The 13,113-nt window shown below is 35.1% G+C and carries 14 protein-coding genes; 6 read left to right on the top strand and 8 right to left on the bottom strand.

Annotated features, from left to right (window positions below; genetic code table 11):
• Positions 1-22 precede the first annotated feature (22 nt).
• From EMTOL_RS12180 to fbaA, 3 genes are all read left to right on the top strand, one after another.
• Positions 23-940: a polysaccharide deacetylase family protein gene (locus EMTOL_RS12180; protein ID WP_015029594.1), complete on the top strand. Its 918-nt coding sequence runs from the start codon at positions 23-25 to the stop codon at positions 938-940.
• A gap of 12 nt (positions 941-952) precedes the next feature.
• Positions 953-1,915, top strand: a complete 963-nt coding sequence (locus tag EMTOL_RS12185) for a hypothetical protein (RefSeq protein ID WP_015029595.1) — start codon at positions 953-955, stop codon at positions 1,913-1,915.
• A gap of 119 nt (positions 1,916-2,034) precedes the next feature.
• Positions 2,035-3,117, top strand: coding sequence for a class II fructose-bisphosphate aldolase (fbaA, locus tag EMTOL_RS12190; RefSeq protein ID WP_015029596.1), 1,083 nt, complete (start codon positions 2,035-2,037; stop codon positions 3,115-3,117).
• 70 nt (positions 3,118-3,187) lie between these two features.
• Here the strand turns inward: fbaA and EMTOL_RS12195 are convergent, their stop codons facing one another.
• On the bottom strand, positions 3,188-3,976 hold the full coding sequence (locus EMTOL_RS12195) for a Rossmann-like and DUF2520 domain-containing protein (RefSeq protein ID WP_015029597.1): 789 nt from the start codon (positions 3,974-3,976) through the stop codon (positions 3,188-3,190).
• A gap of 342 nt (positions 3,977-4,318) precedes the next feature.
• Between EMTOL_RS12195 and EMTOL_RS12200 the strand changes: the two genes are divergently transcribed.
• Entirely contained in the window at positions 4,319-4,798 is a 480-nt protein-coding gene (locus EMTOL_RS12200) for a thioredoxin family protein (protein ID WP_015029598.1), read from the top strand.
• A gap of 88 nt (positions 4,799-4,886) precedes the next feature.
• Here EMTOL_RS12200 and EMTOL_RS12205 read toward each other — a convergent pair whose 3' ends face one another.
• The 4 genes from EMTOL_RS12205 to EMTOL_RS12220 form a co-directional block, all read right to left on the bottom strand.
• Positions 4,887-5,441, bottom strand: coding sequence for a hypothetical protein (locus EMTOL_RS12205; RefSeq protein WP_015029599.1), 555 nt, complete (start codon positions 5,439-5,441; stop codon positions 4,887-4,889).
• Between the two features lie 90 nt (positions 5,442-5,531).
• Complete coding sequence (locus tag EMTOL_RS12210; protein WP_015029600.1) at positions 5,532-6,395, bottom strand: FKBP-type peptidyl-prolyl cis-trans isomerase; 864 nt, start codon at positions 6,393-6,395, stop codon at positions 5,532-5,534.
• A gap of 62 nt (positions 6,396-6,457) precedes the next feature.
• The gene (locus EMTOL_RS12215; protein ID WP_015029601.1) at positions 6,458-7,303 is read right to left on the bottom strand and encodes an FKBP-type peptidyl-prolyl cis-trans isomerase; all 846 of its coding nucleotides are present in this window, start codon (positions 7,301-7,303) and stop codon (positions 6,458-6,460) included.
• Positions 7,304-7,359: 56 nt separating this feature from the next.
• Positions 7,360-8,397: a DHH family phosphoesterase gene (locus EMTOL_RS12220; protein ID WP_015029602.1), complete on the bottom strand. Its 1,038-nt coding sequence runs from the start codon at positions 8,395-8,397 to the stop codon at positions 7,360-7,362.
• A gap of 229 nt (positions 8,398-8,626) precedes the next feature.
• Between EMTOL_RS12220 and pafA the strand changes: the two genes are divergently transcribed.
• Together pafA and EMTOL_RS12230 are read left to right on the top strand one after the other, a co-directional pair.
• Positions 8,627-10,258 (top strand): alkaline phosphatase PafA, encoded by a 1,632-nt coding sequence (pafA, locus tag EMTOL_RS12225; RefSeq protein WP_015029603.1) that lies wholly within the window; start codon positions 8,627-8,629, stop codon positions 10,256-10,258.
• Positions 10,259-10,302: 44 nt separating this feature from the next.
• A complete protein-coding gene (locus tag EMTOL_RS12230; protein WP_015029604.1) occupies positions 10,303-10,617 on the top strand; it encodes a hypothetical protein in 315 nt (104 codons plus the stop codon).
• Positions 10,618-10,662: 45 nt separating this feature from the next.
• On the opposite strand, the gene EMTOL_RS12235 is transcribed toward EMTOL_RS12230, so the two are convergent.
• From EMTOL_RS12235 to EMTOL_RS12245, 3 genes are read right to left on the bottom strand one after another with little or no spacing between them, the layout of a single operon-like run.
• Positions 10,663-11,310, bottom strand: a complete 648-nt coding sequence (locus tag EMTOL_RS12235; RefSeq protein WP_015029605.1) for a lysoplasmalogenase — start codon at positions 11,308-11,310, stop codon at positions 10,663-10,665.
• Positions 11,300-12,451 (bottom strand): M28 family metallopeptidase, encoded by a 1,152-nt coding sequence (locus tag EMTOL_RS12240; protein ID WP_015029606.1) that lies wholly within the window; start codon positions 12,449-12,451, stop codon positions 11,300-11,302. The genes EMTOL_RS12235 and EMTOL_RS12240 overlap by 11 nt, the downstream gene beginning before the upstream one ends.
• A gap of 36 nt (positions 12,452-12,487) precedes the next feature.
• Complete coding sequence (locus EMTOL_RS12245) at positions 12,488-13,024, bottom strand: 5' nucleotidase, NT5C type (protein ID WP_041694103.1); 537 nt, start codon at positions 13,022-13,024, stop codon at positions 12,488-12,490.
• Between the last annotated feature and the right edge of the window lie 89 nt (positions 13,025-13,113).

Below are 13,113 nucleotides of genomic sequence, written 5' to 3' on the forward strand. Positions count from 1 at the left end.
AAATAGTTAAAATTCCAACAAAATGAGATTTCTTCCAATCTTCTTACTTATCATTAGTTTTTCGACTAATGCACAAAAACAAATCGCTATCACGATTGATGATTTACCTTTTGTCAATGAGCGTTCTCTCAAACAAGCACAAGAATCTACTAATACACTTTTGAGTAAGCTCAAAAAACATAAAATTCAATCGGTTGGGTTTGTAAACGAAGAACAACTTTATAAAAATTGGGCAGAAGTTGAAGAGCGTATTGCTTTACTCGATTCTTGGATGAAAAATGGACAAGAATTAGGGAATCATACTTTTTCGCATAAATCGTTTAGTGAACTTTCTTTAGAAGACTTTAAAGCCCAAACCTTGAAAGGTGAAGTGGTGACAGGGAAACTTTGTAAGAAATATGGTCAAAAAGAGCGTTATTTTCGTTTTCCATTTTTACATACAGGTTCTGATAGTCTAAAGAAATACGGATTTCAGCAATTTCTTCAAGCTAATAAATACCAAAACGCACCAGTGACCATTGATGCTGATGATTGGTATTTTAATAAAGTTTATGTGGATGCACAGAAGGCTAATAATAAAACATTAATGCAAGATGTGGCTCAAAAGTATCTTAAACATACCGAAGCTTATTTTGAATATTACGAAAAATTAACGCAAGAAGTACTCGGACGGCCAATTAAGCATATTTTTCTGTGTCATGTCAACGCACTTAATTCAGATTATTTCGATGAACTGGCTGAAGTTATGCATAAGCGAGGGTATGAGTTTATTACTTTAAAAGACGCCTTACAAGATGAGGTTTATACTCGCCCCGAAAGAGTTATCACAGCCAATGGTTTTTCATGGTTGCATCGTTGGCGAATGACAGACAAAAAGAAAAATATTTTGAAAGACCCCGAAATACCAGCTGATATACAGACATTGTATAATGGGAAATAGAACCTATTTTTTATGAGCAAGCAGAAAGTAATTACCATTCTAAAAATCGTCTTTTTACCTACGATTTATGCGATTTTACTGCGTTTATTATTTGGCGTTTCCACTTGGAAAGAGCTATTTGATGTAATGTCGGTGAGTTTTTTATTTTGCTTACCACTTATTGTTGGTGCCTTAACTATCTATCTTTCTAGTGTAGAGAATGTAGAAAATTTGGCTTATAGAATTATGGTACCTTGGATTCCGATTTTTTTATTTTTTGTTATCACTCTCTTTTTTGCTCTTGAGGGCTGGGCTTGTTGGCTAATGGTATTGCCTTTGTTTATGGTAGTTGCTTCGGTTGGTGGACTTATAGGGGGCTACTATAAGCTAAAAGAAAAGAATAATACTCTCTATGTTTCATTGTTTGTATTATTGCCTTTCTTCATTGCACCAGTTGAAAATATGATTGGTAAAATACCGGGTACTTACAAAGCATATACTTACATTGATATTCAAGCACCAGATAGTAAGATTTGGAAAAACGTAACAAGAGTGAAAGAAATTAGAGCAGACCAAGATAAAGGTTTATTGACTCAGACCCTCGGATTCCCAAGACCAGTAAAGGCAGAATTAAATTTTGAGGGAGTTGGAGCTTACAGAGAAGCAATATTTACCAACGGGCTTGTTTTTCACGAAGCAGTTTCTGAGTATATTGACAAGAAAAAAATGGTATTCTCAATCAAAGCTTACCCTCACGAGATACCATCAGCAACAATGGATGAACACGTTGTGATTGGTGGAGAATATTTTGATGTGTTAAATGGTACTTATGAATTAGAAAAATTAAATAATACCACCTATCGATTACATCTATATAGTCATTTTAAATTAACAACAACTTTCAATTTTTATGCTAGTTGGTGGGCAAGGTGGATAATGAAAGATATTCAAAATAATATTTTACAAATTGTAAAAAGTAGGGCAGAAAAAGAATAATAGAAAAAAAACAGCAATATTTTATCGAAATATCTTTAATTTGCATCAGATTTTATCAATTAGGCTTCATCTATCATTATAATAACATTATTTCTTTTTAAAATTCAAAAACGGTACTCATGAGTCAATCTTTGATTAAACCAGGCGTAGTTACAGGTGAAGCATTGAATGCTTTGTTACGTCACGCCAACGAAAATGATTACGCACTTCCTGCGGTAAATGTTGTTGGAACAAACTCTGTAAATGGAGTAATGGAAGCAGCCAAAGCTGTTAACTCGCCAGTTATTATTCAATTCTCAAATGGTGGAGCTTCGTTTTATGCAGGTAAAAGCCTACCAAACAAAAATCAAGAAGCAGCAATTGCTGGTGCTATTTCAGGTGCGATGCACGTGCATCAATTAGCCGAAATGTATGGTATTCCAGTAGTTCTTCATACTGACCACTGTGCAAAAAAATTATTACCATGGATTGATGGTTTATTAGATGCAGGTGAAAAATTCTTTGCTCAACACGGAAAGCCATTGTTTAGCTCACACATGATTGATTTATCTGAAGAGCCATTGGAAGAAAACATCGAAATTTGTGCGAAGTACCTTGAAAGAATGGCTAAAATGGGTATGACGCTTGAAATCGAATTAGGTGTGACAGGTGGTGAAGAAGATGGTGTAGATAATTCAGATGTAGATAGCTCAAAGCTTTATACACAACCAGCAGAAGTAGCTTTTGCTTATGAAGAATTGATGAAGATTTCTCCAAACTTCACAATCGCAGCTGCTTTTGGTAATGTTCACGGTGTATATAAGCCGGGTAACGTAAAATTATCACCAATTATCTTGAAAAATTCTCAAGACTATATCCAAGAGAAATTCGGAACGGGTGAATTACCAGTAAACTTCGTATTCCACGGAGGTTCAGGTAGTACACGTGAAGAAATCAGAGAGGCAATCAGATACGGTGCTGTAAAAATGAATATTGATACAGACGTACAATGGTCAACTTGGGAAGGTATCTTGAAATACTACAAAGATAAAGAAGCTTATCTTCAAGGACAATTAGGGAATCCAGAAGGAGATGATTCTCCAAACAAAAAATACTATGACCCACGCGTTTGGTTACGTAAAGGGGAAGAAAATATGATTGCTCGTTTGAAAGTAGCTTTCGAAGATTTAGATTGTATCAACCGTAATGAAGGTTTGATTTAATTCTGAAATCATATTTAAAGAAAAACCTGTGAAGTTTTGACTTTACAGGTTTTTTGCATTTTAATGCTTATTAAGTATTCTGAATACTCTCCGTCAACACTTCGTAAATCTCTAATAATCTAGCATCATCTCGTAGGTAATCAAGGTGGCGATTAATAATTGATTTATCACGCCTAATGGCTGGCCCAGTTTGTACTTCAACAGGGTCATTAGCATTGAGTGCTTTTTTGAATGTTTCTGATATCAGAGGTTTCAATAAGTCAAAATCAAGATTTTCACTATCGGTGATTGTTTTCGATAAAGCCAGTAAATGATTCGTAAAATTACAAGCAAAGACAGCTGCTACGTGTAAGACTCTTCGTTCGGCCGAATCAATAAAATAAACATGCTGACTAATTTCTTGAGCGATTTCGAGTAAAATTTGTTCTACGTCTTCATCATCAGATTCTAAACAAAGTGGAACTGATTTAAAATTGAGTTCTTTTCCAGCCGTGAAAGTCATGAGCGGATAAAAAACTGCACATTTTACGGGCAAATCATGATGAATTTGCATTAGTTTTTGTAAATCTTCCAACGATTTTGTGCCTGAAGTATGGGCCAAAATAGCATCCTCTGGTAGGATAAGTTTAGAACAAACATCTTCCCAAGCATCATCGGCAACTGCCAAAATAAAGAATTCTGCTTCGCTCTCGGCAAAATTCAAGTCAGTAGTAGCCTCTGCACGATAAAGTAATGAGCAAAGTTTCTCTGCTTTATCTTCGGTTCTGCTAAAAACTTCACAGATTGTATGATGGTGGTCTTCGAGCGTAATTGCTAAGTGCCAAGCCACATTGCCAGCCCCAATGATAGAGATTTTCATTTGAAAAATTAGATATTCGTTGACAACTAAATTAGGCTAAATTGTTGAAAGGTTGAAAAAAAAACATCAACTTTCTTTCATAAAATATAGTCAACTAACAATTTCATGTAGTAGTATTCATCAGTACAAAATGCTCTAAAAAGCGGTTAAATATATGATTTGACCGCTTATATTGCTTATACTCTAGTTAATAAACTAAGAAAAAGAATAGTTGAGGCTTCAATCAAAACGTAAAAATTAGCTTAGATAAAAAATGGCTTAATATTTGATTAACAAGAAATATCGCCTTTTGTGAGAAAAAAGGTGATGTATATCATCTATTTATAAATTAAAAACTTTGCTATGAGACTTCAACTAACACTGCTGTTGGGAGTTACACTTGTAACACTTGCTTCTTACACTTCATTAGAAAATGTACCCCAAAATCAAATTGATTTTTATCAGGGTAGTTATGATGATTTTTTGAGAGAGGCTAAAAAACTTAAAAAGCCAATTTTACTTGATTTTTGGGCAAGTTGGTGTGGCCCGTGCAAGAAACTCGAAAATGAAACTTTTTCGAATCCTAGTTTAGTGTCATTTTTAAACACAAACTACATGGTATATAAGGTAGATATTGATTCGTTTGATGGAATGGCTATTGCTGACCGTTTTTCGGTAGATGTTTATCCGACATTAGTTTTGTTAGATGCTAAAACGAAATATGTGGGGCGTTATCGTGGATTTTTTCCTGCCGATTATCTTAAGAATGAATTAGAACGAGCAAAATCACAAAAAGGGAAGCATTTTATTGCACCTAAAATAAATACAACCGCTTCGCTATAAAACTTTAATGATGCACTGAGTTGAACCTTTATATATTGGAAGTTGATTTAGGCTTCTAGATTAAAAGCTACCTAAATGGTAGCTTTTTTTAATATGACCAGAATTTAGGTAATTGCATTTGACGAGCATAATAAGCTGGGCACTTAGTATGCACTCTTTCAAGCAAGAGATTCATGCTTTTTTCAAATTCTACATAATAATCTTCGTGTAGTTTTGGTAATTTTTTAAGAATTAACTCCGTTCGTTTGGCAATATATAAAGCGATTGAGTCAGTTTTACCTGAATAATTTTCCAAATGGGAAGCTTGATTTTCAAAAAACATATCTAATAAATAAAGATTAAGCTCTATTTCACCATATTTATCTTTAGTTACTTTTACATGATGAGTGATACGCCCACTTAAGTCTCGCATATCCATCATCATCCATCCTGGTGTATCATGATACATTTTCGATACCTTCAATATTTGTTTTTTTATCTCTTCACGTTTAAATTTTAAATCAGATTCATCTTCAAGTAGTTGAAAATAAAGTTGTTCGCTCAATAACTCATTTTTACTTATAAGTTTGAGTAAAAGTTTGTCTTTTTCTTTTGAGGGTAATTCTAAAATTGCCTTTTCGAGTTCTTTAGGTAGCTTTGCCATTAATAAAGATAAATTATGCTACTGATAAAAACACCAAAACCTCTGAAAGGTTCAGAGGTTTTGCATGTAAAATTCTAAAACGAATTTAAGTTATTTCGCACTTACAATTTCTACGTTAAAAATAAGCGGTGCATAAGGCGGAATGGTCGTATTACTACCATTTACACCATAACCTAAGGTTGATGGAAATACGAGCACAGCTTTTTCGCCCACCCGCATTTTTAATAATCCTTCTTCAAAACCTTTTACTACTGCTCCATCTCCTAATCCTACTGTTAATTGACCAGAGTCAAATTGTTTGCCAGTAGAGGCTAAATAGCCCGTGTATTTTACAACTGTCGATAAGCCTACTTTTAGCTGAGTACCCGTTGGTGCTTCAAGAGTGCGTAAGAAGCGAAGACCAGTTGAGGTTTTTTCAGTTAGAGGAAGTTTTGCTGCTGCTACATAATCATCAATGATCTGATCTTCAGAACGAAGTTTTACTAACTCTAAATCTAATTTGAGTACTGAATTAGCAGGAACTGTCACACTCGCCTGCGAACCAAATCCTAACTGCGAAGGAATGAGGAAGGTACCTCGTTCACCTTCTTTTAAAATAGACATTGCCTCTAGAAAACCAGCTATTACATTGGCTGCTCCTAAAGTAATTTTTGCTGGTTCGTTCTTTAATCTTGAAGTACTATCAATACGAGTACCATCAAGTAGATAAAGGAAATAGTGAAAAGTTACTTCATCTCCTACTTGTGCATTTCGCCCTAAAGTTGGTTTATTAACCGAATACCAAACCCCCGTAGCGGTGTTGAGCATCTGAAGATTTTTTTGTTTTATATAATCAGATATAGCCTGAGCATCTCTTTTATTGGTGGCTTCGATATTATTTTCTAAGAAACCACTACATGAACTTACAAACAAACCTAAACCTACTAAAACAAATAATAAGGCAATCTTCTTCATCTCTATTTTACTATTAATTTAAAATATAACGAGCCAAATTTTTAGAACTTGGCTCGTAGTGATTATTTAACATCTAATATTTCCATTTCAAAAATCAATGAACTGAAAGGTTCGATTGGACCCCCACCTTGTTCGCCATAAGCTAAACTCGAAGGGATGAAGATAATGCTTTTTTCGCCTTTCTTCATTAATAATAATGCTTGTTCCCAACCCGGAATCACTGCTCCTTGACCTACTGTTACTTGGAATTTTGGACCAGGCTTACCTACTGAACTATCAAATACCTTTCCGTTCATTAGTTTACCTGTATAATCAACCGTTACAACTTGTCCTGCTTTGATTAAATCACCTGTACCTTCTTTAACAACGGTATGATAGATACCATATTGTGTTTTAGTTGCATTTGGAAAGTTTTTCTTTGCAAATTCTTCCATTAATTTTGCTTCGTTGTTCTTTTTCTCATTTTGAGCCTTCTGGAAATCTTCACGAGTTTGTGTAGATTTGATTTTAACGATGAATTTTAAATCAGACCCTTTCGTGATACCCGGAGGAATGGTTTGTCCCATACGTGTGAAAAGTGAGTCGGCATTCACAAAAACAGTGGCACTATCTCCTTCTGTAAGGTGCATAAGTGCGTTTTCGAATGAACCCTTATACAAACCTGGCTGAGCAACCATAGTGATTGGTTGTTTACGCTTGTAAGTATCTTCGAAAGTAGAGTCGATAGAAGACTTAATCACTAAATCGAAGGTTAACATATCGCCAGTTTTAATCTTTTTTCCTTTACCTGCTTCGTGAATTTGGTATTTTGAGCCATCTGGGTCTTCTGTAACCTTAAATTGATTACAAGAGAAAAGAAGGCTTGTTGCAGCTGCAACGCTCAATGTTGTTTTAAAAAATTTTGTCATTGAAATTGGTATATTAATATTGAATTTAAGCTTTGTAAAATTATTTTATTTGAAATTTAATTGCCCACTAACTGCTCTTTATATTGTGGTAGTAAGGCTAAAAATTGCTCTACAGTTTTCTCAAGTGATTCACTCGAACGCCCTCCCGCTGCATTTTTATGACCGCCTCCATTAAAGTGAGTACGAGCTAATTCGCTTACCGAAAAATCATCTACCGAACGCAATGAAATTCGAATCATATCTTCTTTTTCGGTAAAAATAGCGGCCATGATTACACCTTTGATAGAAAGCCCATAATTCACTACTCCTTCAGTATCTCCATTTTTTGAGCTAAATCTACTTAATTCCTCTTTCGAAATAGCCATGTAAGCCACATTGTATTCAGGAAGATAAGTGAGTTTTTCTCCTAAAACAAATCCTAAAAATTTCATTCGGTCGAATGAATTACTATCAAAAATCCTTCTGTGGATGCCATTCGAATGAATGCCGACAGCAATTAATTCGCCGGCAATTCGGTGTACTTCTTGCGTAGTACTATCAAATCTGAACGACCCCGTGTCTGTCACAAGACCCGCATAAAGACATTCTGCAGTTGGAATATCAATCAGTTCTTTATCGCCAAGTTTTTCAATTAACTCATAAATTAACTCACAAGTAGCTGCGGCTCGCTCATTCCAGAAAACATAATCGGCAAAGGCTTCAGGTTGTTGGTGGTGGTCAACTAAAACTTTTTTTGCAGGTGCTTGGCGAACAAATGCTTCCATACTTTTGATTCGATTAAGAATCGAAAAGTCTAGACAGAAAATCATTTCTGCATTTGCGATAAGCTTTTTGGCAGTTTCGTGTCGTTCTCCCTCAAAATTAATTACATCACTTTCACCCGACATCCACCTTAAGAAATCCGGATAATCAGTTGGGGTGATTACTGTAGGATGGTGTCCTTTTTTCTTTAGGTATGCGGCTAAGCCCAACGATGAGCCAAGTGCGTCGGCATCGGGGTTTTGATGGGTAGTAATGACAATTTTTCGAGGTACACTCAGAAAATCGTTGAACGACTGTAATTTTTGATTTGACTCTGTAAAAAAATCTCGCATAACCCTGCAAATGTACAAAGTTATGATGGTAATTCAAAAATGACATAGAAGACTATGATAAAGGAAGATTATTTTACAAATATTAAATATAGTATTTGACTGTATTTTAGTTGAAGATAATTAATTTTGGCAATCAATAAGGTTTTTATAAAAAGTTTTAAAAATGCTTTGTTTGCCAAAATCATATTGCAATGTATAATTGAAAAAACTATTTTTAACCCTATCTCTAATGAAACGACTAATCTTTTTACTTTTTTTAATAGGATTTGGAGCTTCAGCTCAAAAAAAAGAAACACCAACTACCTCAAAAAAACCTAAACTTGTATTAGGTATCATGGTTGACCAAATGCGTTATGACTACCTTTATCGCTACTACGATAAATATACTGAAGGTGGGTTCAAGCGTTTAATGAATGAAGGGTTCAACTGTAAAAACAATCATTATCATTATGCTAATACAATAACTGGCCCAGGACACGCCGCTGTTTACACAGGCTCGGTTCCAGCAGTAAATGGTATTATTGGTAATGAATGGTACGACCCACTGGCTAATCGCTCGGTATATGTAGCCGAGGATACAACTGTAAAAGCAGTTGGAACAGAGGCTTCTGCCGTTGAAGGAAAGCGTTCGCCTGTAAATATGCACACAACTACCATCACCGACCAGTTGAAGATTGCTACCGAGTTTCGCTCTAAAGTAATTGGGATTGCAATCAAAGATAGAGGAGGTATTTTACCAGCAGGCCACAGTGCCGATGCGGCTTATTGGTTTGATGCGAAGTCAGGAAATTGGATTTCGAGTACTTATTATATGAATGAGCTACCAAAGTGGGTTCAAGATTTTAATGCTCAGAAGTGGCCAGATAAACTAATTGCTCAAAAGTGGACCACTCTTTTACCGATTAAAGAATACACTGAAAGTGAAGAAGATGACCAAGAATATGAGAATGTTCTCTCGGGTGAAAAATCGCCTGTTTTCCCTCATTCTTTAGCGAATATTTCTGCATTACTTACTTCGGCTTACGGAAATACGCTTACGAAAGAAATGACTTTGGCTACGCTTAAAAATGAAAAAATGGGGCAAAGTAAAGAAACAGATTTTCTTTGTGTAAGTTTCTCAACTCCTGATTATGTAGGACATGCCACAGGTACTCATTCTATTGAAATAGAAGATACCTATCTACGTCTTGACCGCGATATTGCTGAAGTATTGAAAAATTTAGATATGACTTTAGGTAAAGGTAATTATACAGTATTTCTTACCGCTGACCACGGGGTAGCTGATGTAGCTGGATTCTTGAAAAAGCATAAAATTCCATCGGGTATTGTAGAACTATCGAAAGAAATAAACTACCTAAATGGAGAAATGGTGGCTAAATTTGGTGAAGGTAAATGGATTAAAGCTCAAGATAACTACCAGTTATATCTTGACAAAGATTTGATGAAAAAGAAGAATGTTTCAATGGCTCAAGTTTATGAATTAGTCAAAGAAAAAATGCTCATTCTGGGTTCATCAGTTTATCAAGTTGTGAATATGCACGATATTGCTTCGGCAACTATTCCGCCCTACTATAAACCATTAATTGAGAATGTGTATAATCCAAAACGCAGTGGAGATATCATGATTTTATTTGAGCCTGCTTGGTATAGTGGTTATAAGAAAGGTACAACTCACGGTACAATGTGGCAATATGACCGCCACGTGCCTTTATTATGGTATGGATGGGGTGTTCAACAAGGCGAAACCGTTGAACAAACTTATATCGCCGATATTTCTGCTACTTTGGCAGCAATGTTGAATATTTTAGAACCAAATGGTTGCGTTGGTCAACCGATTAAGGAGGTTATCAAAAAGAAGTAAAAAGCAGATGATTAAGCATGATTTTGCTTTAAGAAATTGAAAAAATGATTGTTATTAAAGGAGTTCCACTCCGAAAAATACAAGGAATTACGCTCTTTCCGTTTATTATTGTGCGTTCTAAAAAGCCTAGTAAAGTGCTGATTAATCATGAAATGATTCATATCAGACAGCAATTAGAACTGCTAATTTTACCATTTTATATTTGGTATGTAGGAGAGTGGCTTTTTCATTATTTTCGTTGTAGAAAATTTTGGCAAGCGTATCGAAAAATTAGTTTCGAATGTGAAGCTTATGATAATGAAGAAGATTTTGAGTATTTGCAAAAAAGAAGGTTCTGGAATTTCCTTAAATATTTTTAAGAATAAAGTCAGACTCCGCATTTGCAGAGTCTGACTTTATTCTTTTTACTGCTTTCGGTTCAATAAAATGCCATTGACAATGAAATATTGAGCAACGATATAAGTAATCATTATCCAAAAGCCAGAAAGGGGTATTGCTATTGCAAATTTATTGATAGCAATTAGCGAGTCGGAAATGATAAAAAGGATAGCTCCAATCAATACTTGTTGAAAGCTATTGGTGGAACTTGTCCGCTCGGAGGCTGTTATTCCCATCAGACTAATCGCACAAGCATAGACAATTACCGGAGCTTTGAATGCTGCTGGAATACTTCCGAATAAAAAAGTTAGCAGTGAAATGACATAAATAAGAAATGGTATTCTCCTAATATGCTGAGTTTTCCCTTGCTTTCGAAAAACAAAAGCGTAAGATAATTGAGATACTAAAAATGAACCTAAACCTAAAAGAAAAAACTGCGGATTTTTTCCTTGAAACATGAGAAAAGTATCGCCCAAACAAGAAAAAACCAAAGCAATAATCATGATTCTATCGACAGTATTTAGGCTTGTTTTTACATGCTGAAAATAAAAAATAGCCAAAGTAATCATGAGCAATGGCTTTGTCAGAAAATTAAGCCATTCAAGTCCCAAAAAGCCTGAAAAAATGTTGGTTATGCCGAGAATGGCATAAGTAATGGTTTGGTTACGATTCATGTTTAGGGTTGTTTAGTTGTATCCCGATGACTTCTGCAAGCATAATAGCCTTTTCCATAGGTTTGAAATCTACATTAGCAAGTATGTCTGTTGGGCGATGTATATTAGGCATTCGACCGTTTTTGTTGAGTGCCGCCAAAGTAACAGATGGAATACCTGCTCTTTGAAACCATACAGAATCAAAATCGGCCGTGTGCCAAGCACCTGTTTTCACTTCTTGCAAAGCCGAATTATTCTGAGTGATTTCAGTGGCAATTTTTACTAAATCGTTATCATAGACAATATTTCCCCAGCTTCCTGTTTGAGTAATAATCTTTAAATCTCCACTACCTAGCGTATCAAAGTTGATAAGGTATGTTTCTTTGGTAAATGTTTCATAATGAGCTTTCATATAAGCCCTTGCACCAATCATTCCAACCTCTTCAGCTCCAGTTAAAACTAATTCTACATCAAGGTTTTCTAAATTTTTACGCCATAATTTGCGAGCAGTTTCAATAGCCGCCGCTACACCAGTTGCATTATCTGATGCACCATTAGAATAGCCAAGTCTAAAGAAATCAATACTCGCAGTGATGCCTTGAATCAGAAAATAAAGAGCCAAAACATTTGAAATAAGCAGTAAAAAATTGTTTGGAAGTAAAAACTGAGAAATAGCCAAAAACTGTGCTATCATCATGAGTATCAGACTCGTTTTGAGCGATTTTCTGAAATTTCCTACTATTTCAGGGCGATAAAGCAATGAAATGGGGGCGGTGTCCCAATGAGCCATTAAGATTAGTTTCTTGGGCTTGCTCGAGTTTTGATTTTTTACGACTAAATTATGAGATGTAACCAAGGGTGGAAAACTCGTGACAGGTGATGCATACCAGTTGAAATAAAGTAGCGACATCGTCACGAATATAAAAACTATGATTAAGCCAATAATTGTGGAGAAGTTTAGACAGATTAGTCCACCAGAAATTCCCAAAATTAACCACCAAACTACCGAAATATATGTTTTTGGAGTTCTAAATGACTCTTTACTTAAATGCTGATTTGTAAATAGACTCGATAAAAATTCCAATACAGGAGTTTCGTTAGGTGTAGCTACCCCTCGGTTTGGAAATGAGGTTAATTGCTCAACAATTTGTTTGGCTGTCATAGTGTTTTGTCATGAATGGGTAGGATGAAATCTTAATTATTGTGCATCAAAAAATGCCTCAATTTCTTTCCAATTATAAAACCTATCGTAATCAGTTAGCAGTTGGTTATGAGTGGCGTTAAACATCAATGCTTTACCTTTAAATGGTTTAAGATTTTTCTCGTGGTCATCAATCAAATAATCTGCAGAAATAATAGTTTTATCGCCACAAAGAACAACGTTTTTCCAAGAAATGAAAGGAAAATGTTCTTCCAACCATTCAATTTTTTCTTTTAATGAATTAGGAAACTCTGTTGCTGCCGAGACAATAAATACCTCAAAACGGTCATGAAGTTTCTTTACAACTTCTATTGCATCGGGCATTACTTCCATATCTCTGAAAAAACCTGGTTCGAAGATTTTTTCTCTAATTACAGGGTAATATTGCTCATCTAAAACATCGAAATAGGCTTTCCCATCAAAATCTTCATCTTTAAAGTTAGTCCCTATGAGTTGGTTATAAGTTGCAAGGATTTTCTTTCCAGCGGCCGCCAATACGTCGTCCATATCAATTGCAATACGTTTTTTTGTCATTCTTATTAGATTTTGTTTTCCTGCTAAGATAATATTTTCATTTAAGGCAGACAAATTTTAGTTCTTATCAAATAATATTCTGTATTTTT

The organism is Emticicia oligotrophica DSM 17448 (genome assembly GCF_000263195.1).
In the GTDB taxonomy this organism is placed as follows: Bacteria; Bacteroidota; Bacteroidia; order Cytophagales; family Spirosomataceae; genus Emticicia; species Emticicia oligotrophica.

What these genes read in the sequence shown, in the direction of transcription:
- EMTOL_RS12230 (WP_015029604.1), top strand. Translation starts at nt 10,303, where the DNA reads ATGATTGTTATTAAAGGAGTTCCACTCCGAAAAATACAAGGAATTACG.
- EMTOL_RS12245 (WP_041694103.1), bottom strand. Translation starts at nt 13,024, where the DNA reads ATGACAAAAAAACGTATTGCAATTGATATGGACGACGTATTGGCGGCC.
- EMTOL_RS12220 (WP_015029602.1), bottom strand. Translation starts at nt 8,397, where the DNA reads ATGCGAGATTTTTTTACAGAGTCAAATCAAAAATTACAGTCGTTCAAC.
- EMTOL_RS12185 (WP_015029595.1), top strand. Translation starts at nt 953, where the DNA reads ATGAGCAAGCAGAAAGTAATTACCATTCTAAAAATCGTCTTTTTACCT.
- EMTOL_RS12215 (WP_015029601.1), bottom strand. Translation starts at nt 7,303, where the DNA reads ATGACAAAATTTTTTAAAACAACATTGAGCGTTGCAGCTGCAACAAGC.
- EMTOL_RS12195 (WP_015029597.1), bottom strand. Translation starts at nt 3,976, where the DNA reads ATGAAAATCTCTATCATTGGGGCTGGCAATGTGGCTTGGCACTTAGCA.
- pafA (WP_015029603.1), top strand. Translation starts at nt 8,627, where the DNA reads ATGAAACGACTAATCTTTTTACTTTTTTTAATAGGATTTGGAGCTTCA.
- EMTOL_RS12200 (WP_015029598.1), top strand. Translation starts at nt 4,319, where the DNA reads ATGAGACTTCAACTAACACTGCTGTTGGGAGTTACACTTGTAACACTT.
- fbaA (WP_015029596.1), top strand. Translation starts at nt 2,035, where the DNA reads ATGAGTCAATCTTTGATTAAACCAGGCGTAGTTACAGGTGAAGCATTG.
- EMTOL_RS12180 (WP_015029594.1), top strand. Translation starts at nt 23, where the DNA reads ATGAGATTTCTTCCAATCTTCTTACTTATCATTAGTTTTTCGACTAAT.
- EMTOL_RS12240 (WP_015029606.1), bottom strand. Translation starts at nt 12,451, where the DNA reads ATGACAGCCAAACAAATTGTTGAGCAATTAACCTCATTTCCAAACCGA.
- EMTOL_RS12235 (WP_015029605.1), bottom strand. Translation starts at nt 11,310, where the DNA reads ATGAATCGTAACCAAACCATTACTTATGCCATTCTCGGCATAACCAAC.
- EMTOL_RS12210 (WP_015029600.1), bottom strand. Translation starts at nt 6,395, where the DNA reads ATGAAGAAGATTGCCTTATTATTTGTTTTAGTAGGTTTAGGTTTGTTT.
- EMTOL_RS12205 (WP_015029599.1), bottom strand. Translation starts at nt 5,441, where the DNA reads ATGGCAAAGCTACCTAAAGAACTCGAAAAGGCAATTTTAGAATTACCC.